Below are 25,172 nucleotides of genomic sequence, written 5' to 3' on the forward strand. Positions count from 1 at the left end.
GTCCGGCAGCTCTATCCTCGTACGCGGCGCCCGGCGCCCGGCGCCCGGCGCCCGGTGTCAGCCGCGGCCATGTTCACCGCATCGCGCCAGTCGTGCGCGATGAATGCGGCGGCCGGGCAGTGAGAAGGACCGCGGCCACTCCCAACGCCGCCCCCGCCGGCACATCCATCACATGGTGCTGATACGTCGTCAGCACCGAGACCCCGATCAGCACGAACCACGCGTGCAGCCCCACGGCCCACCAGCCGCGCAGCACCGGCGCAAAGCGCGCCCACAGCAGCACCAACACCCCGATGTGCAGCGACGGCGCGCGGTTGTACGGCATGTCGCAGTGCCCGAGCAGGTCGAACAGGAGGCCGAACGCGCCTTCCGTCGGCGGCCGCTCGAAGGTGAAGCGCAGCGGGAACGCCGCATAGCAGAGCACCGACACGACCAGCACGATGAGCAGCCGCAGCACATGGCGGCGCAGCCGTTCGCTGTCCGCGTCGATGAAGAACGACAGCGCGAAGAAGACGCAGATCGACAGGTAGGGCACCACCGTCCAGCTCACGAAGGGAATGGCGCGTTCCCAGGCGAAGACACCGGCGCCCACATCGGTCCGCAGACTGGTCAGCTGGTTGGACAGCGTGTACAGCGCGGCGTAGGCGACCGAGGTTCCGACGGCGCAGGGCAGGGAGCGCCAGCGCGGCGCTTGCGCGGCCGATGGGGAACGGCGTTCAGGGCCTTCGGATGTGGCATGGCGTTCGGATGTGGCCTGGCCTTCGGACCAAGGGATCGGATAGCTCATCGGGGATCTCCGCCGCGGGTGCCTTCACCCGCCTATCCCTGATTACGAGATCCCGATCCCGAAGCGGACATCGCCGCCCGCTGCCCGCCATCATGGCCGCTCGACCGGCCTTCGCTGAGCCGCACGGATCGTGCGGACCTGCTCCATCAGCCGGTTGGCCTCGGCGTCATTGCGCAGCGCGCGTTCGGCGCTAGCCAATGCGTCGATGGCATCGGCCACGGCGGGGCTCAGCGCCGGGTCGTAGAGCAGCCGGTGCAGTCGCACGGCGTCCCGCAGCAGCGGCGCGGCGGCCTCTGCCTTGCGTTGCTGGAGCAAGGACTGACCCAGCACCAGCGTGGCGATGGCCTGGTTGTCCCGTTGGTAGTCGGCATGCCCGCCGCTGTCGATGGCGGCGAGCGCCTGCCGCGCCTGCGCTTGCGCCACGTCGAGATGACCGGCGTTCAGTTCGAGCCAGGCGGACTCGACCTGCTCCGTCACGGGCTCGCTGGCGGCCGGGGCGGGCGGCACCTTTCTCGCGGCACGCTGCGCCTGCAGGCCCGCCAGTGCTTCGCGCGCCTGGCCGCTCTGGACTTGCCAGCGCCGAAGTGCCAGGCTGTAGAGCCTGCCCGGCGGCTTGCCGGCGGGGATGGCCTGACGCTGGCGCTCCAGCAAGGTCTGCGCTTCGGCCAATCGGCCGAGGCTCGTCAACGCCAAGGCGCGGTCCGTCAGCACCTGCTCGTCCATGCCGTCAGCCGGGTGGGGCTTTCCAAGCACGGCCACGTCGTCGCTGCTGACGGCCAGCGCGGCTTGCGTCTGGCCGTAGTTCGCCAGTGCGCGCGCCTGCCACATGCGGACCCAGCGGCGCTGCGGAAGATCGGCCGGCGCGGTCTCACTCCAGCGCCAGGCCGGCGCCAGCGCCGTCAGGCTGTCGCGGAAGCGCCCGCCCAGGTTGAGGAAGATCGCGAGGTGCGTCTGCGTCTCCGCCACGCGCACCGCGTTGGCGTTGCGCGCGACCTCCGCCGCCACGCCCTTGCGCATGCTGGTCTCGGCTTCGGCGTATCGGCCCAGCCCGCGCTGGGAGTGGCCGAGGAATTCGTAGAGCAGCGACAGCTCGCCCGCGCCCAGCGGCGGATGGGCTTCGCAGAGCTGCACGGCTTCCGTGTACGCCGCCTGCGCGCGGTCGAAGGACTTGTTGAACAGCGCAGCATCGCCCAGGATGTGCAGGACCAGCAACAGGTCGGCGTTGCCGCTGGTGTTGGTGTGGCCGCGGCGCGCGATCGCCAGCGCGCGTTCGGCGAAGGCCATCGCCAGTTCCGGCTTGGCGCGCCGGTTCAGTGAGGCCTGTCCGATCTCCACCTGCAGCCGCGTCGGCGAGCTGTTGTCCTGACGCGCGTCCAGCACGGCCGTGGCTTCCTTCAACTGCGCGGCGGCCTCGTCCCGCTTGGTGTCGAGGGCCAGCGCGTTCGCCAGCGCGGCCATCGCCATTACCGCCTCGTCGCTGGCCGGACCGTGCAGCTCGCGCGCCACGCTCAGGCGCTGACGCTGCAGGTCGACCTCGCGCGCGTTCAAACCCAGGTCCTGGTACATCGAGGCCAGCACGGTGAGCAGCCGCAGTCGTGCGGCGGGCGCGTCCTTGAGCTCGGCATTGATACGTTCGGCGCCGCGGTCCAGCAGCTCGCGCGCGGTCGTGTCGCGGGCCTTCGCCGGGTTGGCCTGGTCGGCCGTGTTCGCGCGGAACACGCCTTCCAGGAAGCCCTGCACGGCCTGGGCCGTGGCGGCTTCGGCCTGGGCGCGCTGGGCCTGCAGTCCCGCCTGGTGCGCCTGCCACAGCGCGACCGATGCGCCGCCGATCAGTGCCACCGTCGCGATGGCACCGGCCGTCACCGGCAGCCGGTGTCGTCGCACCAGCTTGGCCAGGCGATACGCGACGCCATCGGGTCGCGCCTGCACCGGCTCGCCGTCCATCCAGCGGTGCAGGTCCTGCGCGAAGGCATCCATCGTCGGATACCGATCGGTGGGGGACTTCTTCAGCGCGTGGTCCAGGATCGCATCGAGGTCGCCACGCAGCTGCCTGCGCAGCGAGCGGTCGGCCCACGGATCCGAGCTCCCGTCGGCAGTGCTGGCAGTGCTGGCACTGGCATTGCCAGCGCTGTTGGCCCTGCTGGCCCTGTTGGCCCTGTTGGCGCCACTGCGACTGGCGACACTGCCGGCGCTCGCAATGCTGCTGGCCCGCGGCACGTCCGCCGAGGCGATCACTTCTTCCAGCTCGGCCGCACTGCCGCGCTTGAGGCGATACGGTCGCACCCCTGCCAGCACCTCGTAGGCCACGACGCCCAGGCTGTACACATCGCTGGCCGTGCCGAGCGGGTCGCCGCGGATCTGCTCGGGGCTGGCGTAGTCCAGCGTCAACGCACGGCCCGAGAACTCGGTCAGCGCGGTGCGCTGCGTGCTGTCGCCTTCGAGCAGCTTGGCGATGCCGAAGTCCAGCAGCTTCACCTTGCCGTCGGGCGTCACCAGGATGTTGCTCGGCTTGAGGTCGCGATGCACGACGAGTCGCGCATGCGCATGCCCGACCGCCGCCATCACCTGCAGCAGCAGCACGACGCGCTCGCGCACCGACAGCGCCCGGTCGCGGCAGTACGCGTCGATCGGCACGCCGTCGACATGCTCCATCGCCAGGAACGGCCGGCCCTGCGCGTCGATGCCGGCGTCGTACAGGTGGGCGATGTGTTCGTGCTCGAGCGTCTCGAGGATCTCCCTTTCCCGATCCATCCGCTCGGCGAGGCTGTCGCCCCAGACGAGGCGCGGCAGCTTCAGCGCGACGCGCCGGTGCATCAGGCCGTCCGCCCGTTCGGCGAGCCACACCGTGCCCATGCCGCCGCGACCGATCTCGGCGATCAGCCGGTAGGCGCCGACGCTGCTGCCCGGAAGAACGCCATCGAAGGGAAGGGGCCTGTCGGCCGGACCGTCCGCCGCGAACAGGCGAGGCAGCGTGTCGAGGAAGTCATCGGTCTCGACCTCGGCCTGATGCGCGAGCAGGGCGCGCAGCGCCTCGCGATGCACGGCGTGTTCGCCGATCAGGCCTTCGAGCCAGGCCTTGCGCGCGGTCGGCGAGAGGTTGAGCGCCTCGTCCAGCAACGCGCTGATCGCGGGCCAGTCGCCTTCGAATCTTGAGAGGGTCGTCATGCGTTCATCCGACCCGCGACGGCGTCGTCAGTCCCGCAGCGCGTGGGCCAGCAGCAGCCGGGCCTTGTCCCAGTCGCGGCGCACGGTGCGCGCGGACAGGCCCAGTGCCTCGGCGATCTCCTCGTCCTCGAGGCCGCCGAAGTAGCGCATCTCGACCACGCGTCCCAGCCGCTCGTCGACACGGCCGAGGTCCTCCAGCGCGGCATGCACGGCCAGGATCTCGTCGGACGCCGCGGGGAGGGCGCCGATGAGCTCGGAGTTCAGCGTGACCTGTTCGGCGTCGCCGCCGCGGCGGTCCGTCTTCGCCTGACGCGCCGCGTCGACGACGATCGATCGCATCACCGTGGCCGCGTAGGCCAGGAAGTGGCCACGGTCCGAGGGCGTCAGCGAATCGCGCTGCAGGAACTTGAGGTAGCACTCGTTGACCAGCGCCGTGGTCGCCATCAGGTCGTTGCCGGGACCGCGCGAGAGCCGCCGGTGGGCCACCTGTCGCAGCTCGGGATAGAGCAGCTCGAAGATCCTGTCGAACGCGCCGCGGTCGCCTTCGCGCGCCTGTCCGATCAACTGCGTCACTTCCCCCATGCCGTGGTTCCGTCCAAAACGAGGTTGGTGACGGCCATGGTAGCGCGCGCTCCGCGCGGCCCGGACGGCGGCGCGTCCCCGAGTTCTGACAGGCTTGTTTCATCTGGTGTCACTCCGTGCGGCGTGAGGCGCGGGCGATCGGTGGCATCGGCGGCATCGGCAGCGAGGCGGCGCCCGGAAGCGGCGGGCGCACCCGCACGGTCGACAGCAGGCATGCGCAGGCGCAGGCGAGGGACAGCGCCGCGAGGGCCCCCGTGTGGGGAGCGAGCAGGACGAACACGGTGCCGAAGGCCGCCTTGCCGAAGAGCCCGCCGACGTAGCCGCGCAGGAAGTGCGCGGCGGCGCGGTGTCCGCCGTTGGCGTGTTCGGCCATGGCGACCGGGCCGGTGATCAGCGGCAGCGACGAGAGCAACCCGGCCGCGAAGCCGCCCATGGCCGGACCGATGAGCGTCGCGATCGTGGTGAGCGTGCCCGCCATCGCGGCGATGAGCCACATCGAGCGCCACATCGAGCTGTCAGATCGGGTGAAGGGCCGGGAGTCGTGCCGTGAGTAGAGGCGTTGGGCGGACCGTGGAGGGAGACGCTGACGCGACACGATCTCCGCCCCGAGTCGGGGCATCGCCACGAAGGTGACGGCGCAACTGCCGAGCGCGAGCATCAACGCGGCGCTGAGGTCGGCACTGGCCGCCTTCGCCGGAAGCGCCATGGCCATCGCGCCGCCCAGCCCGCAGGCCAGCGCGACAGCGGCGCCGCCGTAGCGGGCAGCGCGTGCGTAGCCCAGCGCGAAGACCGCCAGCATCGCGCAGGCGGCGACGCTGCCGATCGCGGCGCTGATCGCGAAGGCCATGCCTTCGTCATGCGCCAGCCAGGCCAGCGTCGGCGCGGTGATCGTCGGCAGCGCGGCGACAAGACCTGCCACCCGGCGCCCGCCGTGGCGCGCCGCCGCCATCACCAGCAACACCGTGCCTGCGGTCAGCAGGCCCTTGAACAACTCGTCCATCGCGCTCCCCCTTGGGGACGGCGAGCAACAACACGCCGTCCTGCCAAGGTGAACGAGATGGGCGGTCGAGGACGGACAAGTGGCCGGAACCTCAAGCAGGGGACAAGGAATCCGGTCGTCCGTGGACACCGGATGTCCGGCGCCAGTCCGGGACTTCGTTCAGTGAGATAGCAGGTGCTGTGACGGTGGGGCTACGTAGCGTCCCCTTCGCGTCATGATCCGCGCGACGTTGCCGTGAGGCCGGGGCGGCGCAACCTGTCTGCCTGTGCTTCGTCGGCGCTCAAGTGCCTTGCGGCTTCGTTGACGACTTGTCGGCGGCCGACAGCGCTTCTGGCCAGAACTCGTGAAGGTGAGTCTTGAACCGATGCCCGTCGGAATCTTCGATGGAAAGCAGGGTCGTCTCAGCGAGGCCACTACCGCCATCGAGCGTGACAAGTGCGGAATGAAGAACGCCTGAGAGCAATTCATCGATGGCTGCTACCAAGGCGGACTGGTCCTCCGCCGTGCGGAGCACCTGCCTCAACCGTGCCCACGCTTCCGAAGTTTCACTCCAGGACTCGGTGCCCCCGGCCGATGAGATGGCGAGCTGCGCAGCTTCCAGCCAGCTGTTCTTGGCCGTCACAAGTTGCGCGAGGAAGGTCGATTCGGAGGGATGAACAGACATCGTCGGATATTGCCATGCGCGACTGGGATCCCGCGCGCGAGGAAGGTTCGGTGGATGCTGGGCAAGTCACTGCAGCCGCGTCAACAGCTGTACGCAGCGCGCGCTCTCATGGTTTCGCGCAACCTCGATGGCGGACTCGTTGAACCCGTTCATGAGCGAGGGGTCAGCGCCGCGAGCGATCAAAAGCGCCGCGATCTCCACCCGGTCGTCTTCGACGGCCAGATGGAGTGCGGTCTGCGAGAGCGGTCCTCGCTCGTCAACGCGCGCGCCGGCGTCAAGGAGGAGGTCAACGACACGCACATTCCCGGACCGGACGGCCTGTTGAAGCGTCGGCTCTTCCTGCCCCGGTATCGACAGCAGAGCGCCGTGCTCCAGCAGCGCTTGAACGATGGATTCGCGACCGATCATTGCGGCTTCGCTCAAAGGGCTACCGCCGCAGAAATTGAGCGTGTTGATCTGGGCACCGCGCGCAAGGAGCGCACGGACAGCTTCCACCGAATCTCCGAGGCAGAGCAGATGAAGCGGCGTCTCCTCCAGTTCGGTTCGCGTGTTCAGCAACTCGGGGCGCTGCGTGAGGAGCGCATCGCCTTGAGCGATATCTGATTCGTACGCACGAACGAGCTTCACGATGTCTTCGTCATGCATGGGCGGTGCGCTTCTCCATAGGTTCGACGATGAACTGACAGGCTCCACGGCGCTTGGCGGCGGGCCGTGAGTCAATGCGCCGGCGCGGCGCTGCCCGTCATCGGCCGATGGTCGTAGCTGAACACCTTGGCGATCTGCCAGTTCGTTCCGTCGAAGCGCCACAGGATGGAGTAGCGTCCCTGCTGGATGCAGTCGGCCTCGCCGGCTTTCACGAAGCAGTGCCGCCCCATCTGGAGGGCGCCGATCTTCGCCATGGGATAGACCTCCATCGTGCCTTCCAGCACGCGTCGCTGCAGCTTGCCGCAGATGTTCTTCCGGACGGCCTGGATGAACTGATCGCGGTTCATGACGCGCCCGTTGAGGTCATGGAAGAACTCGACGTCCGGCGCGTAGAGCGCCTGCAGCGTGTCCGTGTCGCAATGGTTGAAGGCGTCGAAGTGGCGCTGGTCCAGCTTGGCGATGATGGCGGGCAGGTCCGCATCCGGAATGCTGGGGTGAACGGACTGCGCCCGCGCCGCGCCCGCGGTTGCAAGCGCCACGGCGGCGAGCAGGCATGTCGCCTCACGCATAGGCGTAGAACAGCGCCGCGAAGAAGTGGCACACGCTGCCGCCCAGCACGAACAGGTGCCAGACGAAGTGCGCGTAGCGCAGCTTGTTGTCGAGCAGGAAGACGAACGCGCCCAGCGTGTAGCTCAGGCCGCCCGCCACGAGCAGCGCAAGACCCGGCCCCGGGGTGCGTTCGATCAACGGCCCGATGGCGAAGACCACCACCCAGCCCATGGCGAGATAGAGCGCCGTGGACACCAGCGGATGGCGCAGCCGGTTCAGCAGCTTGATCGTCACGCCGAAGGCGGCCGCGGCCCAGACGGCGATCAGCAGCGTCACGCCCGGTCCCGAGTGCAGCACGCCCAGCGTGAAGGGCGTGTAGCTGCCGGCGATGAAGACGTAGATCGCCGCGTGGTCCAGGCGCATCAGCCAGGCCTTCAGTCGCCCGTTGGCCAGCTTCGCGGGCAGGGCGTGGTACAGCGTGGAGATGCCGTACAACAGGATGCCGCTGGACGCGAAGATGGCCGCGGCCACGACGTCCGCCACCTCGCCGTGGTGCATCGCGCGGATCACGAGGATGGGGAGGGCGGCGATCGCCAGCAGGGCGCCCAGGCCATGGCTGACGGCGTTGGCGATCTCTTCGCCCAGGGTCTGCGGGCGGTCGGCGGGGAGGGGGCGGTCGGTCATGAAGCAGGTCAAGCGGCTGACCGTTCCAAGTATGCACGCAGCCGTCAGAGGGCCCGTCGGGGACAGGTCTTTCGCGGCGCTGGCGACGCTGAAAAACAGCCAGACCTATCATGGCTCAACCCTGGAGATTGCCTTGCCTCACTTCACGCTTCATCACAGCGCCAACCTGACCGACCTCGACGTGGGGCGCTGCCTCACCGCGGTGAACGCCGCGCTCGCGGAGTCGGGTCACTTCGAGGAAATCGACATCAAGAGCCGGGCGTTCCAGGCGGAGCAGTTCCTGGTCGGCGTGGAAGCGCGCGGCCGCGCCTTCGTGGCCGGCACGCTCTCCGTGTTGACTGGGCGTAGCGATGACACGCGGCGCGAGATGGGGGCGATCGCTTTGAAGGCGCTGGTGGCCTGCATTCCGGCCACGTCGGAACTTCACATCCAGGTGTCCGTCGAGGTCGTCGAGATCCAGCGGGAAACCTACGCGAAGGCAGTCATCGCCGGTTGAGCGCCGCGGAGCGTCGAGTCCGTCAGAGCGGACTCAGACCAGCAGCAAGCCCAGCACATGCTCATCGACGTAGTGCGCCTGATCGGCGCGCTTGTAGAAGTCCCTGAGCGTTCCTTCCACCACGAACCCGAGTCGCTGGTAGAAGGCCAGCGCCTGGTCGTTGTCGGCCTCGGCGTAGAGCTCGACGCGGCGGATGCCGTCGGCGCGGAAATGGCGGAGGGCGTCGTCGATCATGGCCCGGCCGACGCCTTGTCCATGGCGTCCCGGATCGACGGCCAGCGTCCCCAGCAGGAGCACGTGATTCACGCGGCCCGGATAACGCGTCGCCCGGTAGAAGCCGGCGATCTCGCCGTCCACTTCCCAGATCCAGAAGCAGCCGCTGCGCACGAGCTCCTCGAAGATCGGCACGAACGACGCAAGCTCCATCGGCTCGTACGTGAGGTAGGGAACGACCTTCGGATGGGCGTAGATCGCGAAGACCGGTTCGAGGTCTTCAGGACGGGCGAGGCGTCGCGCAGGGCTGGTCATCGTGGGCATTCAGTTCGCAAGATCTCCCGCCGCGTGGATGTCCGTGACGCTCGCGACCCACCGGTGAGGGGCGAGTCGCGAAACGACAGCCATCGGCTGCGCATGCGGGAAGGGGCGCTGGATGCTATCGCGACATCGCCGCGACATCGCCGCGACATCGCCGCGACACCTTCGCTTCAGGCGGGCGTGGCTTCCGGCAGCTTGGCGATGACCTTGATCTCGAACTGGAAGCCCGAGAGCCACGTGACGCCGATCGCAGTGGCGGTCGGGTAGGGCGCCTCGCCCCAGAACTCCGCGGCCACTTCCCAGGCGCGCTCGAAATGGGTGTGCGGGTCCACCATGAAGACCGTCACGTCGATGACGTCCTTGAAGCTGCAGCCGGCCGCGGCGAGGATGGCGTTGAGGTTCTTGAACGCGAGACGCACCTGATCGTCGAGTTCCGGCTCGGGAGAACCGTCGGCGCGGCTGCCGACCTGGCCGGACACGAACAGCAGACCGTTGGAACGGATGGCGGGGGAGTAGCGGTGCAGCGCGTACAGGGCGTGGCGGTCGGGCGGGGAGACGACGTCGCGGGTGGGCATGAGCGGAGTTCCTTCAAGGTGGTTGCGGATGCAGTCACTTTAGGAATCCGGCGATCGCCGATAAACAGGCAGTCCGCACAATCAGTGTTTGCAGCGACCAAACAATGGAACGCAAGCGATGGTGCGCATCGCTTCAATGCCAACCCGTCGGTCTGTCGTACACCGCATCCCTGCGCCTTCGTCGCGCAGGTGCCGGCGACATGATCGCCTAGTCCGCGTCCACGCGGACCGGAGTACGAGCCCGTCGAGGAAGCCGACATGGATCCGCCATGCGGGTCGTCATCTGCGGCGGACGCACGACAGTTTCTGTAACTTTTCCTACCGCCGGAAGGGGTGGTTCGCCAATCCGGCCGGCGCTTGAAGATACTCCGGCGTTTCGCGCCTCGGGGGAGCGTCGCATGGTGCGGCGGCTGAAGGCGCATCGAAGTCCGCCATGCTCCATGCCATCACCGACCGTCGCGCACGCGGCGTGCCCGCCACCCGTTCATCCCGTCTGCTGACCCTGGCCGTGGTCGCGGGCGCCACCGCAGCACTGACAGCCTGCGGCGGCGGCTCGTCCGAGCCGGATGCGGTACCGGAGGCAACACCCGGCACCACGGTCGCGACCTTGGTGCGCGTCGCCGCGGAACCCGCAGGGAGCCACTGTGCCGCGGGCGGCACGCGCATTGAATCCGGCAGCGACGCCAATTCGAATGGCGTGCTCTCCGATGCGGAGGTGTCCAGCACGCAGTACGTCTGCAACGGCCTGGCCGGCACCCCCGGCGCCGCGGGGCCCGCCATGCTGGTCCGCGTCCGCGCGGAAGCCGCCGGCGCGAATTGCGCACAAGGCGGCTCGGCCGTGCTGGCCGGCCTGGATGCCAATGGCAATGGCGCGCTGGAAGACAGCGAGGCCAGCAGCGTCGCCTATGTCTGCCGTGGCGCGGACGGCACCAATGGCTCGAACGGGTCGAATGGCTCCACCGGTCCCACCGGTCCTACGGGTCCTACGGGTCCCACGGGCCCGACCGGCCCCTCGGGGGCTTCCGGCCTCGACGCCCTGGTCGCGGTCGTCGCGGAATCGGCCGGCGCCAATTGCGCCTATGGCGGCCAGCGTGTGCAGTCGGGGCAGGATGCCAACCGCAACAGCGTGCTGGACGCCGGCGAAGTCACCGCCACGTCCTACGTCTGCAGCGCCGCCCCGGCCGACACGCGTTGGGTGGAGGTGACCGGCGCCGCCGTGCAGGCCGCATCGAACACCGGCTATCTGGCGAATTCGAACGCTTCCGTGGTCATCACGCTGCCGGCCTCTCCGGTCATCGGTGACTGGATCAAGGTCACCGGGGTCGGCACCGGAGGCTGGACGATCGCGCAGAACGCCGGCCAGCGCATCTCGACCCTTGGCTTGCCCGGGGGCAACACCGTGGCCTGGACGCCTCAGGTGCCGACCGGGACCTGGGCCGCGACCGCCGTGTCCGCCGACGGCACGCGACAGGTCGCCGCCTCGGCGTCCGGCGAGCTCTATACCTCCGATGACACCGGCTCTCAATGGACGCTGCGGCTCGTCGGCCAGACCTGGTCCGGTGTCGCGATGTCCTCCGACGGACTGCGGATCGTCGCGTCGACCAACGGGGGCGCCCTCTATCTGTCGACGAACGGCGGCCTGAACTGGTCCGACGATGGCAGCAGCCGCGCGTGGTCCGCCGTCGCCAGTTCGGCGGACGGCCAGCGCCTCGTGGCCACGGCCTACCTCGGACAGATCTGGACGTCGCCCGATGGCGGCACCAACTGGACGGCACGCGACAGCAATCGCGCCTGGCGGAGTGTCAGTTCATCGGCCGACGGGCGCGTGCTGGTCGCCGGCACCAATGGCGCGCAGCTGTATGTCTCGACCGACTTCGGCGTGACCTGGACCCCGCGGGCCTCGGCCCAGTTCTGGTGGGGCACGGCGGTGTCCGCGGACGGCCAGCGGCAGTACGCGACGGTCGACACCGGCGCCATCTGGCGCTCCGACGATTTCGGCACCACCTGGGAAGCCGTGACGACGAGCCGCGACTGGCGCGGGATCGCCACCTCGTCGGACGGCCGTTATGTCGTGGCGGCCACGAGCGGCGGCGTGCTGTATGAATCGCCGGACGGCGGGCAGTCGTGGCGGCCCACGGCCGACGCCGGCGCCTGGACGGCCGTGGCCAGCAGCGCGAACGGCCTGACCCTGCTGGCCGGCAAGTCCGGCGGCGCGCTCCATGGGGGTGTGCGCCGGTCATCGACCACGCCGGGAGTGACGGGCTCGCTGTCCGGCGGGCAGGCGGACACGCTGCAGCTGCAGTATGTCGGCGCCGGCGTGTTCATGCCGATCAGCTACGTGTCGGCGAATCTCGTTTTCACGCCGCAGTAGCCGACGAAGCAGTCACCGACGACGGATCGGTCGATGACGGATCAGCTGACAACGCATCAGCCGACGACGGAATGGCCGACGACTCAGTAGCCGACGCCGGAGATCCAGATCGCCGCTTCCTGCGTATAGGGGGCGTCCTCTGCTTCCGGTCGTCTCCATGGATCTCGACATCTCCTCGATCGCCGTCCGGCTCGCCGAGCGCGGCCTGCTGCCGGAGGCCGCCGTGCGGCTGGGCATCCGCCGCCTGCTGAGGCAGCGGCTCGACGAATCGCATCACCACGACCACGAGACCGCCGCGGCGCTGACGCAGGCCTTCCTGGCCTCGCTGCGCGCCGCGCCGCTGGCCGTGCAGACCGAGAAGGCCAACGAGCAGCACTACGAGTTGCCTGCCACGCTGTTCGAGGCGATGCTCGGCCCGCAGCGCAAGTACAGCTGCTGCTGGTGGCCCGAGGGCGTGGACACGCTCGAGGCCGCCGAGGAGGCGGCGCTCGAGGAAACCGCGGCGCGCGCCGGGCTGGCCGACGGGCAGTCCATCCTCGAGCTCGGTTGCGGCTGGGGCTCGCTGAGCCTGTGGATGGCGGCGCGGTTCCCCGCGGCGGAGATCCTGGCGGTGTCGAACTCCGCGTCGCAGCGCGCCTTCATCGAGGAGCAGGCCCAGGCGCGCGGACTCCGCAACCTGCGCGTGATGACCTGCGACTTCAACGCGTTCGGCGAGGACGGCAGTCTCGACCGCCGCTTCGACCGCGTCGTGTCCGTGGAGATGTTCGAGCACCTGCGCAACTGGCCGCGCGCCTTCCGCAAGGTCGCCGGCTGGCTGCGCGACGACGGCCGATTCTTCATGCATGTCTTCGCGCACCGCGAGGCGCCGTACGCCTTCGAGGTCCGCGACGCGACCGACTGGATGAGCCAGTACTTCTTCTCCGGCGGGATGATGCCCAGCGACGACCTCGCGCTGCTGTGCCAGGACGACCTCGCGCTGCTGGACCGCTGGCGCTGGGACGGGCGCCATTACGCGCGCACGGCCGCCGCCTGGCTGCAGCGCTTCGACGCGCATCGCAGCGCCCTGTGGCCGATGTTCGAGTCGGTCTACGGCGCCGCCGACGCGCCGATGTGGTGGCAGCGCTGGCGGCTCTTCCTGCTGTCCGTCGAGGAGCTGTTCGGCTACGACCGCGGGCAGCAGTGGTGGGTCAGTCACTACCTCTTCGCGCCGCGGCGCTGAGGTCGATGCCATGTCATTCCTCGAATCGCTGCCGGCCTTGCCCGCGCTGGGTCTCACCGGCCTGCTGATCGCCATCGCCCTCGCGGTGCCGACCTGGCTTGCGAGCATCCCGCTGCGCGATGCGAGCCTCGCCGATCGCGTCTGGTCGGCATTCATCGCGGTGCCCGTCGCGTTCTATGTGTGGAAGACCGGCGGCGACGCGCGTGCGCAGGTCATGCTGGCGATCACGGTCGCGTGGGCGTTGCGGCTCGGCGTCTACGTGACGGTGCGCAATTGGGGCCACGGCGAGGACCGCCGTTATCAAGCCATCCGGGCACGCAACCAGCCGAACTTCGCGCTCAAGAGCCTGTGGCTCGTGTTCCTGCTGCAGGCGGTGCTGGGATGGATCGTCAGCTGGCCGATGCTGGTCGCCAGCGGCGCGGCAGGCGGCGCGGGCAGCGTGCCTTGGGGCGTGTGGGACAGCCTCGGTGCCGCGCTGGCGGCGGGCGGTCTCCTGGTCGAGGCCGTTGCCGACGCGCAGCTCGGGCGCTTCCGCCGCGATCCGGCCAATCACGGGCGGGTGATGGACGGCGGCTTGTGGCGCTATTCGCGCCATCCCAACTATTTCGGCGAAACCTGCGTGTGGTGGGGCCTCGGCGTGATGGGCTGGGTCGCGGGCGGTTGGGCGAGCGCATGGGTGCTGGCCTCGCCGCTGTTGATGACCTTCCTGCTCTTGCGCGTGTCCGGCGTGACGCTGCTGGAGAAGGACATCGGCGAGCGCCGCCCCGCCTATCGCGACTACATCGCGCGCACGAGCGCCTTCATCCCGTGGCCGCCGAAGCGCGGAGACGTCCGATGACCGCGGCAATGAGTGCGGCAACGAGTGCGGCACCATCGCCGCGAGCATCACGAGGTGCCGCGGCTGCCGCGGCCTTCGTTGCCCTTGCGGCCATGGGCGCTGTCGGGCCCGCCGCGCCGGCCCGGGCCGAGAGCTGGAACTTCGAGGTGCGCCTCGATGGCAAGCAGATCGGCACGCATCGCTTCACCGTCGACGGCCCGGCCGAGGCGCGCGAGGTCACCAGCAACGCCGCCTTCGACGTGAGGCTGCTCGGCATCAACGTCTTCCGCTATCGCCACGAGGCCCGCGAGCGCTGGCGCGGCGATTGCCTGCAGGAGATCCGCAGCCGCACCGACGACGACGGAAAGCCGGTCGAAGTCGACCGGCGACTGGAGCCTGCTGCGACCGCCACGACCACGGCCGTGACCGCGGTCAGCGCTTCGACCACCGCCGCGGCTGGCGAGGCGACCTGCATCATGAGTTATGCGTACTGGCATCCTGCGCTGATCCGCCAGCAGCGCCTGCTCAATCCGCAGACCGGCGAGCTGGACGAGGTTCGCATCGAGCGCCTGCCCGATGGGACCATTCCCGCCGGGGGCCGCGATGTCGAAGCGTCGCGATGGCGGATCACGTCGACCCCGCCTGCGCCGTCAGGCGGCGCCCGGTCGGGCAAGTCCGCGCCCGCCCGCCAGGTGCTGACGCTGTGGCGCGATCGGGCGGACGGACGCTGGATCGGCCTCGACGCGCAGGTGAAGGGCGATCGCCTGTTGACCTACCGATTGCCCTGACGCATTGCCCTTCGACGCGGGCCGCGTTCGAGGCCCAGGACATTCCGGAGACCCCCATGAGCTTGCGAGAAGACCCTATCCCCACGCGCGCGCCGGCCTGGCGCTGGCCGCTGGCCTATCTGATGACGCTCGTCGTCTTCCTGGCGATGGACGCGGTCTGGCTGAGCACCACCTCCAGCGCGCTGTATCAACCGGCCATCGGGCACCTGATGGCGCCCTCGGTCGACTGGCGCGCCGTGGCGGTGTTCTATCCGCTGTACATCGTCGGACTCGTGTTCTTCGCCGTGGCGCCCGCATTGGCCGAGGGCCATCCGATCGTGGCGCTCTGGCGCGGCGCGCTGTTCGGCTTCCTCGCCTACGCGACCTACGACTTCACCAACCAGGCCACGCTGCGCGACTGGCCCTGGCACGTGACCGCCATCGACCTGGTCTGGGGCGCGATCGTCAGCGGGGTCGCTTCGGGCGCCGGCGCGGCGATCACCGCGGCTACATGCCGACGAGCGATCCGAACCAGCGGGCGATGAGCCCGTCGAAATGCAGGCGGCCCTCGACGGCCGCCACGCAGATGCACTCGCTGCCGTCCTGCACCACCGGTTGATGGTGGACCTCGCCGTCGGCGAGGTCGAAGTCGCCCGGCCCGAACAGCGCCCGACCGTCGTGGAAGCGGCCATAGATGATCTGCGTCAGCTCGGTGCCGCGATGCGTGTGCTGCGGCAGGTACTTGCCGGCGCCGATGCGCAGCAGGAAGACGTTGGCTTCCGGCGAGTCCGGTACCGTCACGCGGCTCCAGCGCATGCCGGGGCCGATCCAGCGCCAGCGCGTCGCGCTGCAGCCTTCCAGGGCCTTCGGCCAGACCGCGCCCGCGGGCAGCGGCGGCGGGGCCGGCACCTTGCGCGGCGTCGGCGCGCCCGTGGCGCGCTCGGCCTGCTCCAGCTGATCGATGCGATCGAAGGCCCTCGCCAGCGCGTCTTCGCGCAGGGGCGCCTCGGGCTGCTCCTCGAGCACCACGCCGCCCAGGGCGCGCAGCATCGCCACGCGCTCCCGGCAGGCCGGGCACAGCTCCAGGTGGGTTTCCGTCACCAGCTGCAGACCGATCGGCAGCGCGCCGCTGACGAGGGAGAGCAGCAGCTCGTCGGCGGGGTGATGGCGGATGTCGAGGGGCGGCAGCATGGTCGGGGAGGGCAACGGGATTCGGGACATCAGAGATCGATCAGCCGGCGCAGATGCGCCACGGCCAGCCGGATCCGCGACTTGACGGTGCCCAGCGGCAGGCCGAGTTCGGCCGCGATGCGGGCATGCGGTTCGTCGTCGTAGAAGGACAGGCGCAAGACCTGGGCCTGCTCGGGCGGGAGCCGGTTGAGCGCCTCGCGCACGTGACGGGACAGCCGCGTCGCCTCGACGTGTTCGGCGACACCGGGCTGGTCGGCTTCGAGCCGGTCGAATTCGAAACATTCGTCGCCGGCGCCGTCCAGTTGATGGCGCCGCGCGGCGTCGATGCGCAGCCGGCGTGCGATCGTGAAGATCCAGGTCGAGAGGGCCGCCTGCGCCGGATCGAACAGCGCGGCCTTGCGCCAGACCATCACCAGCGCGTCCTGCGCCAGGTCCTCGGCCGCGCCGTCGGTGCTGCCGGTGCGGATCAGGTAACTCTTCACCCGCGGCGCGAAGTGCGAGAACACCCGGCCGAAGGCCTCCCGGTCCCGCAGTTCGGCCACGCGACGCATCAGCGCCGGCCAGTCGTCCCCGGCCGGGGGCGGCGACGCGCTGCGGTCGGGATCGATCGGGACGATCTTCAAGTGGCGGGCTTTCGGCGAGGACCTGGCGGCCGACACGGCGGCCGACGCAGGGGACGATGACACGGACCCGGCGTCCGGCGGGGAGGCCGGAGCCGAGGTGGATTCGTCGCGTCGCAGGGGGCCCATGGACGCTCTTACGCGACGAACGGCGTGCCGGATCATCGCTCGGCTTGCGGAGGATCACCATGCGGGCGACCCTCGCCCGGGCGGTGGGAAGATCCTTCACGAGGGAAGAATCCAAAACGCGGCTGTCCGCGTAGAAGCGCCAAACAACCAGAACGACCAAGGACGCGCCCATGGACCGCCCCGACACATCACCCAGCTTGCCGATGCCGCTCGTCGACGAAGGACGCCGGTTGCGGGTGGCCGTCGTCGGCGCCGGGATTTCCGGGCTGTCCTGCGCCTGGCTGCTGTCGCAGCGGCACGACGTGCAGGTCTTCGAGGCCGAGGCGCGAATCGGCGGCCACAGCCACACCGTCGACGCGCCCTGCGGGTTGCTGCAGGTGCCGGTCGATACCGGGTTCATCGTCTACAACGAGCCGGCCTATCCCAACCTGAGCGCGCTGTTCCGCCACCTGGAGGTGCCGACGCGGGCGTCGGACATGTCCTTCGCGGTCAGCCTGAACGACGGCGGGCTGGAGTACGCCGGCACCGACCTCAACGGGCTGTTCGCGCAGCGTGGCAACCTCGTCCGTCCGCGCTTCTGGGGCATGTTGCGCGACCTGCTGCGCTTCTATCGCGAGGCGCCCCGCGACGCCGCCGCGTGCGGCGACCTGGCGCTGGACGACTACCTCGACGCGCGGGGCTACGGTCGCGCCTTCCGCGACGATCACCTGTACCCGATGGGCGCGGCGATCTGGTCCTCGGCGGCGGCGGACATCGGACGGTATCCGGTGGCCGCGTTCGTGCGCTTCTGCGAGAACCACGGGCTGCTGAAGCTGACCGACCGTCCGGTCTGGCGGACCGTCGACGGCGGCAGCCGCGAGTACGTGCGTCGCCTGACGCGGGGCTTGGAAGACCGCCTGCATCGCGACGAGCCGGTCATCTCCGTCGCCCGCGAGCCCGGCGGCGTGCGGTTGCGCACGCGGCGCGGCGCGTGGACGCCGGTCTTCGATCACGTCGTGCTGGCGACGCATGCGGACCAGTCGTTGCGCATGCTGACCACGCCGACGGCGGAGGAGCGGCGGCTGCTCGGCGCGTTCCCCTACACGCGCAACCTCGCGGTGCTGCATCACGATCCCGCGCTGATGCCGCGCCGGCGGGCCGTGTGGTCGAGCTGGAACTACCTCGCGGGCCGCGACGACGGCCCGTTCCAGCTGCCGCCGACCGTCACGTACTGGATGAACCGGCTGCAGCCGCACCTGCCGCAAGGTCGCAGCGCGGTGCCGCTTTTCGTGTCACTGAACCCGGCGGTCGCGCCGCGACCCGAGCATCTGATCCGCACCGACGTCTACGAGCATCCGCGCTTCGACGTCGCCGCGATCGCCGCGCAGCGCGAGCTGTGGTCGCTGCAGGGGCAGCAGCGCACCTGGTTCTGCGGCGCGTACTTCGGGTCCGGGTTCCATGAGGACGGGCTGCAGGCCGGGCTCGCGGTGGCCGAGGCGCTCGGCGGCGTGCGCCGGCCATGGACCGTCGCCGGCGAGTCCGATCGCATCCACCTGCCACGGGCGGTGCCCGCATGAGCAGGCGGCCCGACGCGGACCTGCACTCGGCGATCTATCGCGGGCAGGTGATGCATCAGCGCTTGAAGCCGCTGCGGCACCGGCTGCGGTACCGGATGTTCACGTTGCTGCTCGACCTCGACGAACTGCCCGCGCTGGATGCGCGGCTGCGCTGGTTCTCGGTCGGGCGATTCAATCTCTTCAGCTTCCGGCCCTCCGATCATGGCGACGGCACGGCCAGCGACGTGCCGGGCCTGCGCGCCCACATCGATGCCCGGCTGGCGCTGGCCGGCCTGCCCGTCGGCGGTCCGGTCCGGCTGCTCGCGATGCCGCGCCTTTTCGGTTACGCCTTCAATCCATTGAGCGTCTGGTTCTGCGATGCGCCGGACGGCACGCTGCGCGCCATCGTCTACGAGGTCAACAACACCTTCGGCGAGCGGCACAGCTACCTCATCGAGGTCGACGAGGCGCAACGTGCCGCGCCGCTCATCGAGCAGCGCAGCGGCAAGCGGCTGTATGTGTCGCCGTTCCTCGGCATGGACCTGCAGTACCGCTTCCGGATCGAGCCGCCGCGCGAGCGGCTCTCCATCGGCGTCAGCGTGCATGAGCGGCCGGGCGAAGGCCTTCACGACGGCATCCACGACGGTATCCACGACGGCGTCGGCGCCGGCAACGGCCGCAGCCAGGGTGACCGCGGTGCCGATGGCGCCGCGGTGCTGAACGCCCGGCTCGACGCCACGCGCGCGGCGCTGACCGACGGCGCGTTGCTGCGGCTGCTGGTGACGCATCCGCTGCTGACGCTGAAGGTCGTGGCGGGCATCCATTGGGAAGCGCTGCGCCTGTGGCTCAAGGGCGCGAAGCTGCACGAGCGGCCGACCGCGCCCAGGCATCCGGTGACGGTCGTCCGCTCGCGCGGCCCGACCCGGCCTGAGCTGGCCCGATCCGGACCACCCCGATCCGAACACACCGAACAGACCGGGCCCGACCCGGCCGATTCTTCCGAGGCGACCTTGCATGCATGACGACACGAGCTCGTTCCTGACCGCGCCCGCGGTCCTCGAGATCACCCCCGCGACGCTGGGCGGCGACCGGCTGGGCGCACGCCACGAATCGCTGCGGCGCGTGCTGTCTCGTATCCAACTGGGGCGGCTCGCGCTCACGCTGCCCGATGGCCGCTGCGTCGAGGCCGTCGGCCCTTACCCGGGACCGGCCGCGACGCTGCACCTGCATCGCTGGCGGCCGGCCTTGCGACTGCTGCTGCAAGGCGACCTGGGATTGGCGTTCTCGTACCGCGACGGTGACTGGAGCACGCCCGACCTGACGGCGCTGCTGTCGTTCGGGATCGCCAACGAGACGGCGTTCGGCGCGATCGCCGAGACGCGCGGCCCGGCGCGTTGGTTCTCGCGCCTGCTGCATCGCGCGAACGCGAACACGCGCAGCGGCAGCCGGCACAACATCGCCGCGCACTACGACCTCGGCAACCGCTTCTACGAACGCTGGCTGGACGACAGCATGCTGTACTCCAGCGCGCTGTATGAGGAGCCGGTCGACCCGTCGCATCGCGAATCGCCGACTCTCGAATCGGCGACTCCCGAATCGCCAGTTCCCGAATCGCTGGCTTTCGAATCGGCGGGCGAGACCATGGGCAGATCCTCTTCGGCCTCAGCCTCAGCCTTCACCGCCAGTTCCGCCAGTTCCGCGGCGGGCGCCGGCGCCGTCGACTCGCTGGAGCGCGCCCAGGCGCGCCGTCTGGATCGCATCGTCGAACTGCTGGACCTGCGCGCGGGCCAGCGCGTGCTGGAGATCGGCTGCGGCTGGGGCACCCTGGCGGCGACGCTGGCCAAGCGCTGCGGCGTGGAGGTCGTCGGACTGACGCTGTCGACCGAGCAACTGCGTTTCGCGCAGGCGCGCGCCGAGCAATGGGGCGTGGCCGACCGGGTCGACCTGCGGTTGCAGGATTACCGCGATGTCGACGGCCGCTTCGACCGCATCGTGTCGATCGAGATGATCGAGGCCGTGGGCGAGGCGTACTGGCCGGTCTACTTCGCGACCCTGCGCGACCGGTTGAAGCCCGACGGCGTGGCTGTGCTGCAGGCGATCACGATCGACGAGCAGCATTTCGAGCGTTATCGCGCGAATCCGGATTTCATCCAGCGCTGCATCTTCCCCGGCGGGATGCTGCCCACGCCGGAACGCATGGCCGAGGAGGCCCGCAAGGCCAGCCTCAGCTTCTCGACGCAGGCGCGTTTCGGACGCGGTTATGCGGCCACGCTGGTCGAATGGCGCCGTCGTTTCCTGGCCGAATGGCCGGCGATCGAGGCGCAGGGATTCGATCTGCCTTTCAAGCGCTTGTGGGAGTACTACCTCTGCTACTGCGAAGCCGGATTCCGCGCCGGACGGGTGGACGTCGGGCTGTACCGGCTGGCCCATGCGGGCTGAAGCGACACGACATCGACGCGTCGCGGGGAGTTCCTACAAGCTGTAACCGAGGCGCCCCCAGCAGATGGCTGCGCGCCGCGCTTGGGTAGCATGTTCTTTCCCTCCTGCCACCGACGCTGCTCCAGCCGATTCCGCCCGATGTACGACCGCCCGTTCACCGCCCATTCCCTTGAAGTCGCGATCTCTGAATTGCTCGCCGCCACCTCGGATGGCTTCGACCCGGACCTCGACGCGCGGATCACCGATGTGTTGAAAGGCCTGCGGGAGCAGCTCGACATGGATGTCGTTTTCGTCTCGGAATTCCAGGATGGGGAACGCGTGTTCCGCTTCGTTGACGGGGAGTCGGCGATCGAGGTGCAGGTCGGCGATTCGGCGCCGCTGGAGCAGAGCTACTGCCAGCGCATCGTGGAAGGCCGAGCGCCGGAGTTGATGACCAACGCCGCCGCGGTGGCCGCCGAGTTGAAGCTCCCGCCCACGCCGGTGCCCATCGGCGCGCATCTGAGCGCGCCGGTCGTGCTGTCCGATGGCCGCGTCTTCGGCACGGTGTGCTGTTTCAGCCTCCAGCCTCATCCCGGACTGCGTTTGGAGGATCTCTCGCGCCTGAAGGGGTGCGCGCGGCTGGTGGCGCGCAAGGTCGAGGCGCAGGACTTCTTGGACACGCTGCCGTTCGAGAACGATTGAGCGCGGGATTCCGCGGCGGCAGTTGCGCTGCCATGGGGGACCGTTCTGTCCCCGACAGGCTGAGCCGCGCGGGCTCCGGGCCCTGCGGGCGCAGAGCAAGCGGAGGCCCAGGGCCTCCCTTGTTCCATGTGGCGTTCCACAGGTCTTCTGCTGCGGGTGCTGCGGGTGCTGCGGGTGCCGCGGGTCAGGACTTGAGGTCCCGCGGCGGCATTGCCCAGCGATAGAGCTGTTCCTCGAAGCCCGCCACGGCGATGACGCGCAGCAGGACGTCGAGTTCGTCGAGCACCTGGCCCATCACGGCATGGTCATGGGCGAGCCGGGCGGCGGAGTCGTCGGCGCGCATGACTTCCACGTGGTGCTGCAGCAGATGGATGCGGTCGCAGATGCCGTCGAAGGCGGCGCGTGTGGTGAGCTTGCGGTTCAGCACGTGGCACCTCGATGCGGCAGTCGACGCTGCGGGGAGGAGGGCCTCGATGGCGCGGCGCGGACGGTCGTCGAGGGCGGGGAGAGGTGGAAGTTCGGCATGGGTCAGACAGGTCAATGGCGTCCTTCCCGGAAGGCGTGGCAATGAGCCCACGGGAAGAGCGGGTTGATCCGCGCGGTGGGGTGGGCGAGATGTCGAAACACGTCAGGAAGGTCCGTGTGGCCATCCTCGCGGAGTGGCCCATCTCGCCCGATGAACACGCGGAATAGGGGGCGAAAGTGGCCGCTCTATCGGGGCGGCCTGCCGCTTCCATGCAGGTGCTTCGAACACCTGGGACCTATCGTCGCGAATGACCGCCCTTCGCGCCATGACCGACTTCAGTGCAAGTGGCCGGCCTGATGCCTGGGATCGGTAGGGGCGGGGACTCGGATCCGGGGTGTGCTTCGAATGCCGCGCTGATTGATTGAAGACGCGGTGTCGCAGGCACGTCACTTCAGCTTGTGATCCTCGCGCTTGGCCTCTTGCATGGCCTCGGGCTCGAGTTCTTCGGCGGAGCGGTTCAAGTGGATGAACAGGCCCCAGCCGGCGACCAGGGCTCCGACGGCGAAGACCATCACCGCGGCGTGGAGCAGCAGCGTGGAGTCCGAATGCGCGGCGCGGAAGGTGGCGACCAGCGCCTCGATCGCGAGCGCGACGACGATGACCACCATGAATCGCGACAGGAATCGCCGCACGCGCGTCGGCGCGCTGATGTGGGCGGTGCGGATCACTTCCTCTTCGGTGATCGTCTGTGCGATCTGCAGCGCTACCACCGCGGCGGCAAGCACGCCCATCGCCTCGATGACCAGTTGCGCGGCCTCGTCGTTCCAGTCGAGGTGAAGTGCCATCCAGGCTTCCTTCGCCGCGATGGCAAGGAGCAGCAGCGCCATGGCCGTGAAGAGCAGCGCCAACGCGCCGTGGACGACGGAAAAGCCGCGAAGGAGCAGCGGAACGGTGTCCTCGTCGGAGGACGTCGGCTCGCGGTCGGGGGAGGGCGCGTTGGGCTTCATCCCTTCACGTTAGGCGACGCGTGCCGTGAAGTCTGTAGGAAGGGCCGCCATGCGGATGACGGACGGGGAGCGGGCCGGAGGGGAATCGTCCCGCATACTATTGAGCGGTCGGCGTGGCGGAAGGTAGACGCACTGCCACAGCGGTCCCCGTCAAGGGTGCAGGCTTCGACACCTGCCGCCGACCCCCACAAGAAGGAAAGCGCTGTGAAGACGATCGACGAGATGTTGAACCTGGACCTGATCACGGTGGCGCAGCACCAGGAGATCGACGCGTGGATCACGCGTGCCAGTTCGCCGGAGGAGATCCTGCAGATGCCGGCCGAGCTCTGGCAGGCCGTCGAGCGCGCCAGCGAGGCGATGGGCGTCGACGTGGATCTGCTGCGCCCGCCGGCGCTGGACGCCGGCGGTCACGCGGTCGAGTAAGCCTCAGCGCTTCAGGCTGGCCGACAGCTCGGCCAGTCTGGCGAATTCTGCGCGGTGGCCGTACCGGTCTTCACCCCGCGCGCCCCGGGCGAGCGGCACGAACTGCTCCGGCCCGTAATTGCCGATCAGCGAACTGCCGCGCAACCACTGACCCCACGCGGCCACCGCCACCGCGAAACGCGTGTCGGCGTCCTGCGCGGCCAGCGCCGGTATCGTTGCTGGCTTGGCGACCGGCAGTTCAACCAGTTGGCTTGTCGACTGGCCCGGCGCCTTGTAGCGCAGCTTGATCCACGCCAGCTCGCCGTTCTTGCCCACGCGCGGCGGTTCCTTGGCCGCCGCCTTGCCCTCGTTGCCGTAGCGCAGCGGATCGACGTTGCCCTTCGCGCCGGCCGGCACGAACTCGTACAGCGCCGTGACCTGGTGACCGGCGCCGATGTCGCCCGCGTCGACCTTGTCGTTGTTGAAGTCCTCGCGCTTGAGCGCATGCAGCTCGTAACCGATCAGGCGGTACTCCTGCACCGTCGCCGGGTTGAACTCGACCTGCAGCTTCAGGTCCTGCGCGATCGTCGCCAGCGTCGAGGTCATTTCGTTGACCAGCACCTTGTGCGCTTCCTGCAGCGAATCCAGGTAGTGGTAGCTGCCGTTGCCGGTGTCGGCCAGCTTCTTCATCAGCGCTTCGTTGAAGTTGGATTGGCCCACGCCCAGCGCCGTCAGCGTGACGCCGCTGTCGCGCTCGCCCTCGATCATCTTCTTGAGCGTCTCCGGGTTGGTCTCGCCGACATTCAGGTCACCGTCGGTGGCGAGCAGCACGCGGTTGATGCCTTCCGGGATGAAGGACTCGCGGGCCTGCGCGTAGGCGAGTTTCAGGCCACCTTCGCCGTAGGTGGCGCCGCCGGCCTGGAGCTGATCGATCGCGCTGTTGATGGACGCCTTGCGGTCGCCGGGCGTCGGCGCCAGCGCGATGCGCGTGCCGTTGGCGTAGATGACGACGCTCACCCGGTCCACCGGACGCAGCTGCGCGGTCAACAGCTTCAGCGCGGACTTCACGAGAGGCAACCGGTCCTCCGGACCCATCGAGCCGGACACGTCGACGAGGAACACCAGGTTCGCCGGCGGCAGGCTCGCCTTGGCGATGTCCTTGCCCTTGATGGCGATGCGGATCAGGCCGCGATCGGCGTTCCAGGGCGAGGCCAGCACCTGCGCGCGGACCTTGAACGGATCGCGCTCGCCGGCTTCGGGGCCGGGGGCGTCGAAGCCGAAGTAGTTGACCAGTTCCTCCACCCGCACCGCGTCCTGCGGCGGCATCTGGCCGCGGTTGATGAAGCGGCGGACGTTGGCGTAGCTGCCGGTGTCGACGCTGGCGCCGAAGGTGGAGACGGGCAGTTCGGCGGCGCGCTGCCAGGGGTTGTCGGAGAAGGCCGTGTACTTGGCCGTCGAGGCCGGCGGTGGTGGCGTCCATTGGGGCGCGTAGGCCGCGACGCTGACCGCCGCACGCTGCCGCTGTTCGGCGATCGGGGCGGGCGCCGCCGGGGCCGCGGCGATGATGGGCATGAGGGGCCCCGGGGAAGGTCGTGGCGGCGGTTGCTCGGTGGGTGCCGCCTTGGCGTCGGCGGCGCGCGCGGATTCTTGCGCGCGTTGGTCCGAGGCGCGCTGATCCGGCGCCGGCGACGTGGTGCAAGCGGCCAGCGTGGCGAACGAGACCGCCACCAGGGCGGACTGTGCGACGGCGGAACGGGACGGGAATGACATGGGTGCTCCCTCTGTGGTGCGGCCGGCCGGCGCCTCGGACGCCGTCCTGGCCGGATGCGGATCATCGTGGCGACGAC

The 25,172-nt window shown here is 69.5% G+C and carries 26 protein-coding genes; 11 read left to right on the plus strand and 15 right to left on the minus strand.

What is annotated here, in order from left to right; all coding sequences use genetic code 11:
* Window positions 1-73: 73 nt before the first annotated feature.
* From ACQ4L4_RS05470 to trhA, 8 genes are all read right to left on the minus strand, one after another.
* Window positions 74-787 (minus strand): hypothetical protein, encoded by a 714-nt coding sequence (locus ACQ4L4_RS05470; protein WP_431103217.1) that lies wholly within the window; start codon window positions 785-787, stop codon window positions 74-76.
* A 90-nt stretch (window positions 788-877) separates the two neighbouring features.
* On the minus strand, window positions 878-3,952 hold the full coding sequence (locus tag ACQ4L4_RS05475; protein ID WP_431103218.1) for a protein kinase domain-containing protein: 3,075 nt from the start codon (window positions 3,950-3,952) through the stop codon (window positions 878-880).
* Window positions 3,953-3,979: 27 nt separating this feature from the next.
* Window positions 3,980-4,534: an ECF-type sigma factor gene (locus ACQ4L4_RS05480; RefSeq protein WP_431103219.1), complete on the minus strand. Its 555-nt coding sequence runs from the start codon at window positions 4,532-4,534 to the stop codon at window positions 3,980-3,982.
* A gap of 109 nt (window positions 4,535-4,643) precedes the next feature.
* Window positions 4,644-5,534 (minus strand): hypothetical protein, encoded by an 891-nt coding sequence (locus ACQ4L4_RS05485; protein WP_431103220.1) that lies wholly within the window; start codon window positions 5,532-5,534, stop codon window positions 4,644-4,646.
* 280 nt (window positions 5,535-5,814) lie between these two features.
* Window positions 5,815-6,198, minus strand: a complete 384-nt coding sequence (locus ACQ4L4_RS05490; protein WP_431103221.1) for a hypothetical protein — start codon at window positions 6,196-6,198, stop codon at window positions 5,815-5,817.
* A gap of 66 nt (window positions 6,199-6,264) precedes the next feature.
* A complete protein-coding gene (locus ACQ4L4_RS05495; RefSeq protein WP_431103222.1) occupies window positions 6,265-6,843 on the minus strand; it encodes an ankyrin repeat domain-containing protein in 579 nt (192 codons plus the stop codon).
* Between the two features lie 71 nt (window positions 6,844-6,914).
* The gene (locus ACQ4L4_RS05500) at window positions 6,915-7,382 is read right to left on the minus strand and encodes a nuclear transport factor 2 family protein (protein WP_431103223.1); all 468 of its coding nucleotides are present in this window, start codon (window positions 7,380-7,382) and stop codon (window positions 6,915-6,917) included.
* Between the two features lie 22 nt (window positions 7,383-7,404).
* Window positions 7,405-8,076, minus strand: coding sequence for a PAQR family membrane homeostasis protein TrhA (trhA, locus tag ACQ4L4_RS05505; RefSeq protein WP_431103225.1), 672 nt, complete (start codon window positions 8,074-8,076; stop codon window positions 7,405-7,407).
* Between trhA and ACQ4L4_RS05510 the strand changes: the two genes are divergently transcribed.
* Complete coding sequence (locus ACQ4L4_RS05510) at window positions 8,075-8,572, plus strand: 5-carboxymethyl-2-hydroxymuconate Delta-isomerase (protein ID WP_431103226.1); 498 nt, start codon at window positions 8,075-8,077, stop codon at window positions 8,570-8,572. The genes trhA and ACQ4L4_RS05510 overlap by 2 nt on opposite strands.
* Before the next feature lie 33 nt (window positions 8,573-8,605).
* On the opposite strand, the gene ACQ4L4_RS05515 is transcribed toward ACQ4L4_RS05510, so the two are convergent.
* Both ACQ4L4_RS05515 and ACQ4L4_RS05520 read right to left on the minus strand, forming a co-directional pair.
* Complete coding sequence (locus ACQ4L4_RS05515) at window positions 8,606-9,100, minus strand: GNAT family N-acetyltransferase (protein WP_431103227.1); 495 nt, start codon at window positions 9,098-9,100, stop codon at window positions 8,606-8,608.
* A 176-nt stretch (window positions 9,101-9,276) separates the two neighbouring features.
* Window positions 9,277-9,681, minus strand: coding sequence for a RidA family protein (locus tag ACQ4L4_RS05520; RefSeq protein WP_431103229.1), 405 nt, complete (start codon window positions 9,679-9,681; stop codon window positions 9,277-9,279).
* Window positions 9,682-10,114: 433 nt separating this feature from the next.
* Here ACQ4L4_RS05520 and ACQ4L4_RS05525 point away from each other — a divergent pair, with 433 nt between their 5' ends.
* From ACQ4L4_RS05525 to ACQ4L4_RS05545, 5 genes are all read left to right on the plus strand, one after another.
* On the plus strand, window positions 10,115-12,052 hold the full coding sequence (locus ACQ4L4_RS05525) for a WD40/YVTN/BNR-like repeat-containing protein (RefSeq protein WP_431103230.1): 1,938 nt from the start codon (window positions 10,115-10,117) through the stop codon (window positions 12,050-12,052).
* Window positions 12,053-12,209: 157 nt separating this feature from the next.
* Window positions 12,210-13,271, plus strand: a complete 1,062-nt coding sequence (locus ACQ4L4_RS05530) for an SAM-dependent methyltransferase (RefSeq protein ID WP_431103231.1) — start codon at window positions 12,210-12,212, stop codon at window positions 13,269-13,271.
* A gap of 10 nt (window positions 13,272-13,281) precedes the next feature.
* A complete protein-coding gene (locus ACQ4L4_RS05535) occupies window positions 13,282-14,109 on the plus strand; it encodes a DUF1295 domain-containing protein (RefSeq protein ID WP_431103233.1) in 828 nt (275 codons plus the stop codon).
* A gap of 92 nt (window positions 14,110-14,201) precedes the next feature.
* Complete coding sequence (locus tag ACQ4L4_RS05540) at window positions 14,202-14,876, plus strand: DUF6134 family protein (RefSeq protein ID WP_431103235.1); 675 nt, start codon at window positions 14,202-14,204, stop codon at window positions 14,874-14,876.
* A 56-nt stretch (window positions 14,877-14,932) separates the two neighbouring features.
* The gene (locus ACQ4L4_RS05545; protein WP_431103237.1) at window positions 14,933-15,400 is read left to right on the plus strand and encodes a DUF2177 family protein; all 468 of its coding nucleotides are present in this window, start codon (window positions 14,933-14,935) and stop codon (window positions 15,398-15,400) included.
* Here ACQ4L4_RS05545 and ACQ4L4_RS05550 read toward each other — a convergent pair.
* The gene (locus tag ACQ4L4_RS05550; protein ID WP_431103238.1) at window positions 15,363-16,076 is read right to left on the minus strand and encodes a ChrR family anti-sigma-E factor; all 714 of its coding nucleotides are present in this window, start codon (window positions 16,074-16,076) and stop codon (window positions 15,363-15,365) included. The genes ACQ4L4_RS05545 and ACQ4L4_RS05550 overlap by 38 nt on opposite strands.
* The gene (locus ACQ4L4_RS05555; RefSeq protein ID WP_431103239.1) at window positions 16,076-16,669 is read right to left on the minus strand and encodes a sigma-70 family RNA polymerase sigma factor; all 594 of its coding nucleotides are present in this window, start codon (window positions 16,667-16,669) and stop codon (window positions 16,076-16,078) included. Before ACQ4L4_RS05555 ends, ACQ4L4_RS05550 begins: the two co-directional genes overlap by 1 nt.
* Before the next feature lie 296 nt (window positions 16,670-16,965).
* Between ACQ4L4_RS05555 and ACQ4L4_RS05560 the strand changes: the two genes are divergently transcribed.
* The 4 genes from ACQ4L4_RS05560 to ACQ4L4_RS05575 all read left to right on the plus strand — a co-directional run bounded on the left by ACQ4L4_RS05560 (window position 16,966) and on the right by ACQ4L4_RS05575 (window position 21,450).
* Window positions 16,966-18,351: an NAD(P)/FAD-dependent oxidoreductase gene (locus ACQ4L4_RS05560; RefSeq protein ID WP_431103240.1), complete on the plus strand. Its 1,386-nt coding sequence runs from the start codon at window positions 16,966-16,968 to the stop codon at window positions 18,349-18,351.
* Window positions 18,348-19,352 (plus strand): DUF1365 domain-containing protein, encoded by a 1,005-nt coding sequence (locus tag ACQ4L4_RS05565; RefSeq protein WP_431103241.1) that lies wholly within the window; start codon window positions 18,348-18,350, stop codon window positions 19,350-19,352. The genes ACQ4L4_RS05560 and ACQ4L4_RS05565 overlap by 4 nt, the downstream gene beginning before the upstream one ends.
* The gene (locus tag ACQ4L4_RS05570) at window positions 19,345-20,769 is read left to right on the plus strand and encodes a class I SAM-dependent methyltransferase (protein WP_431103243.1); all 1,425 of its coding nucleotides are present in this window, start codon (window positions 19,345-19,347) and stop codon (window positions 20,767-20,769) included. The genes ACQ4L4_RS05565 and ACQ4L4_RS05570 overlap by 8 nt, the downstream gene beginning before the upstream one ends.
* Before the next feature lie 138 nt (window positions 20,770-20,907).
* Complete coding sequence (locus tag ACQ4L4_RS05575) at window positions 20,908-21,450, plus strand: GAF domain-containing protein (protein ID WP_431103245.1); 543 nt, start codon at window positions 20,908-20,910, stop codon at window positions 21,448-21,450.
* Window positions 21,451-21,634: 184 nt separating this feature from the next.
* On the opposite strand, the gene ACQ4L4_RS05580 is transcribed toward ACQ4L4_RS05575, so the two are convergent.
* Together ACQ4L4_RS05580 and ACQ4L4_RS05585 are read right to left on the minus strand one after the other, a co-directional pair.
* On the minus strand, window positions 21,635-21,877 hold the full coding sequence (locus tag ACQ4L4_RS05580) for a hypothetical protein (RefSeq protein WP_431103247.1): 243 nt from the start codon (window positions 21,875-21,877) through the stop codon (window positions 21,635-21,637).
* Window positions 21,878-22,362: 485 nt separating this feature from the next.
* The gene (locus ACQ4L4_RS05585) at window positions 22,363-22,803 is read right to left on the minus strand and encodes a hypothetical protein (RefSeq protein ID WP_377161974.1); all 441 of its coding nucleotides are present in this window, start codon (window positions 22,801-22,803) and stop codon (window positions 22,363-22,365) included.
* A gap of 324 nt (window positions 22,804-23,127) precedes the next feature.
* On the opposite strand from ACQ4L4_RS05585, the gene ACQ4L4_RS05590 reads away from it, so the two are divergent.
* The gene (locus ACQ4L4_RS05590) at window positions 23,128-23,346 is read left to right on the plus strand and encodes a hypothetical protein (RefSeq protein ID WP_377155398.1); all 219 of its coding nucleotides are present in this window, start codon (window positions 23,128-23,130) and stop codon (window positions 23,344-23,346) included.
* A gap of 3 nt (window positions 23,347-23,349) precedes the next feature.
* On the opposite strand, the gene ACQ4L4_RS05595 is transcribed toward ACQ4L4_RS05590, so the two are convergent.
* Window positions 23,350-25,095: a vWA domain-containing protein gene (locus ACQ4L4_RS05595; protein WP_431103248.1), complete on the minus strand. Its 1,746-nt coding sequence runs from the start codon at window positions 25,093-25,095 to the stop codon at window positions 23,350-23,352.
* Between the last annotated feature and the right edge of the window lie 77 nt (window positions 25,096-25,172).

Origin of the sequence: Roseateles noduli, from assembly GCF_050626985.1 — a bacterium.
Lineage (GTDB): Bacteria > Pseudomonadota > Gammaproteobacteria > Burkholderiales > Burkholderiaceae_C > Roseateles > Roseateles noduli_A.

What these genes read in the sequence shown, in the direction of transcription:
- ACQ4L4_RS05470 (WP_431103217.1), bottom strand. Translation starts at nt 787, where the DNA reads ATGAGCTATCCGATCCCTTGGTCCGAAGGCCAGGCCACATCCGAACGC.
- ACQ4L4_RS05475 (WP_431103218.1), bottom strand. Translation starts at nt 3,952, where the DNA reads ATGACGACCCTCTCAAGATTCGAAGGCGACTGGCCCGCGATCAGCGCG.
- ACQ4L4_RS05480 (WP_431103219.1), bottom strand. Translation starts at nt 4,534, where the DNA reads ATGGGGGAAGTGACGCAGTTGATCGGACAGGCGCGCGAAGGCGACCGC.
- ACQ4L4_RS05485 (WP_431103220.1), bottom strand. Translation starts at nt 5,534, where the DNA reads ATGGACGAGTTGTTCAAGGGCCTGCTGACCGCAGGCACGGTGTTGCTG.
- ACQ4L4_RS05490 (WP_431103221.1), bottom strand. Translation starts at nt 6,198, where the DNA reads ATGTCTGTTCATCCCTCCGAATCGACCTTCCTCGCGCAACTTGTGACG.
- ACQ4L4_RS05495 (WP_431103222.1), bottom strand. Translation starts at nt 6,843, where the DNA reads ATGCATGACGAAGACATCGTGAAGCTCGTTCGTGCGTACGAATCAGAT.
- ACQ4L4_RS05510 (WP_431103226.1), top strand. Translation starts at nt 8,075, where the DNA reads ATGAAGCAGGTCAAGCGGCTGACCGTTCCAAGTATGCACGCAGCCGTC.
- trhA (WP_431103225.1), bottom strand. Translation starts at nt 8,076, where the DNA reads ATGACCGACCGCCCCCTCCCCGCCGACCGCCCGCAGACCCTGGGCGAA.
- ACQ4L4_RS05515 (WP_431103227.1), bottom strand. Translation starts at nt 9,100, where the DNA reads ATGACCAGCCCTGCGCGACGCCTCGCCCGTCCTGAAGACCTCGAACCG.
- ACQ4L4_RS05520 (WP_431103229.1), bottom strand. Translation starts at nt 9,681, where the DNA reads ATGCCCACCCGCGACGTCGTCTCCCCGCCCGACCGCCACGCCCTGTAC.
- ACQ4L4_RS05525 (WP_431103230.1), top strand. Translation starts at nt 10,115, where the DNA reads ATGCTCCATGCCATCACCGACCGTCGCGCACGCGGCGTGCCCGCCACC.
- ACQ4L4_RS05530 (WP_431103231.1), top strand. Translation starts at nt 12,210, where the DNA reads ATGGATCTCGACATCTCCTCGATCGCCGTCCGGCTCGCCGAGCGCGGC.
- ACQ4L4_RS05535 (WP_431103233.1), top strand. Translation starts at nt 13,282, where the DNA reads ATGTCATTCCTCGAATCGCTGCCGGCCTTGCCCGCGCTGGGTCTCACC.
- ACQ4L4_RS05540 (WP_431103235.1), top strand. Translation starts at nt 14,202, where the DNA reads ATGGGCGCTGTCGGGCCCGCCGCGCCGGCCCGGGCCGAGAGCTGGAAC.
- ACQ4L4_RS05545 (WP_431103237.1), top strand. Translation starts at nt 14,933, where the DNA reads ATGAGCTTGCGAGAAGACCCTATCCCCACGCGCGCGCCGGCCTGGCGC.
- ACQ4L4_RS05550 (WP_431103238.1), bottom strand. Translation starts at nt 16,076, where the DNA reads ATGTCCCGAATCCCGTTGCCCTCCCCGACCATGCTGCCGCCCCTCGAC.
- ACQ4L4_RS05560 (WP_431103240.1), top strand. Translation starts at nt 16,966, where the DNA reads ATGGACCGCCCCGACACATCACCCAGCTTGCCGATGCCGCTCGTCGAC.
- ACQ4L4_RS05565 (WP_431103241.1), top strand. Translation starts at nt 18,348, where the DNA reads ATGAGCAGGCGGCCCGACGCGGACCTGCACTCGGCGATCTATCGCGGG.
- ACQ4L4_RS05570 (WP_431103243.1), top strand. Translation starts at nt 19,345, where the DNA reads ATGCATGACGACACGAGCTCGTTCCTGACCGCGCCCGCGGTCCTCGAG.
- ACQ4L4_RS05575 (WP_431103245.1), top strand. Translation starts at nt 20,908, where the DNA reads ATGTACGACCGCCCGTTCACCGCCCATTCCCTTGAAGTCGCGATCTCT.
- ACQ4L4_RS05585 (WP_377161974.1), bottom strand. Translation starts at nt 22,803, where the DNA reads ATGGCGCTGCTGCTCCTTGCCATCGCGGCGAAGGAAGCCTGGATGGCA.
- ACQ4L4_RS05595 (WP_431103248.1), bottom strand. Translation starts at nt 25,095, where the DNA reads ATGTCATTCCCGTCCCGTTCCGCCGTCGCACAGTCCGCCCTGGTGGCG.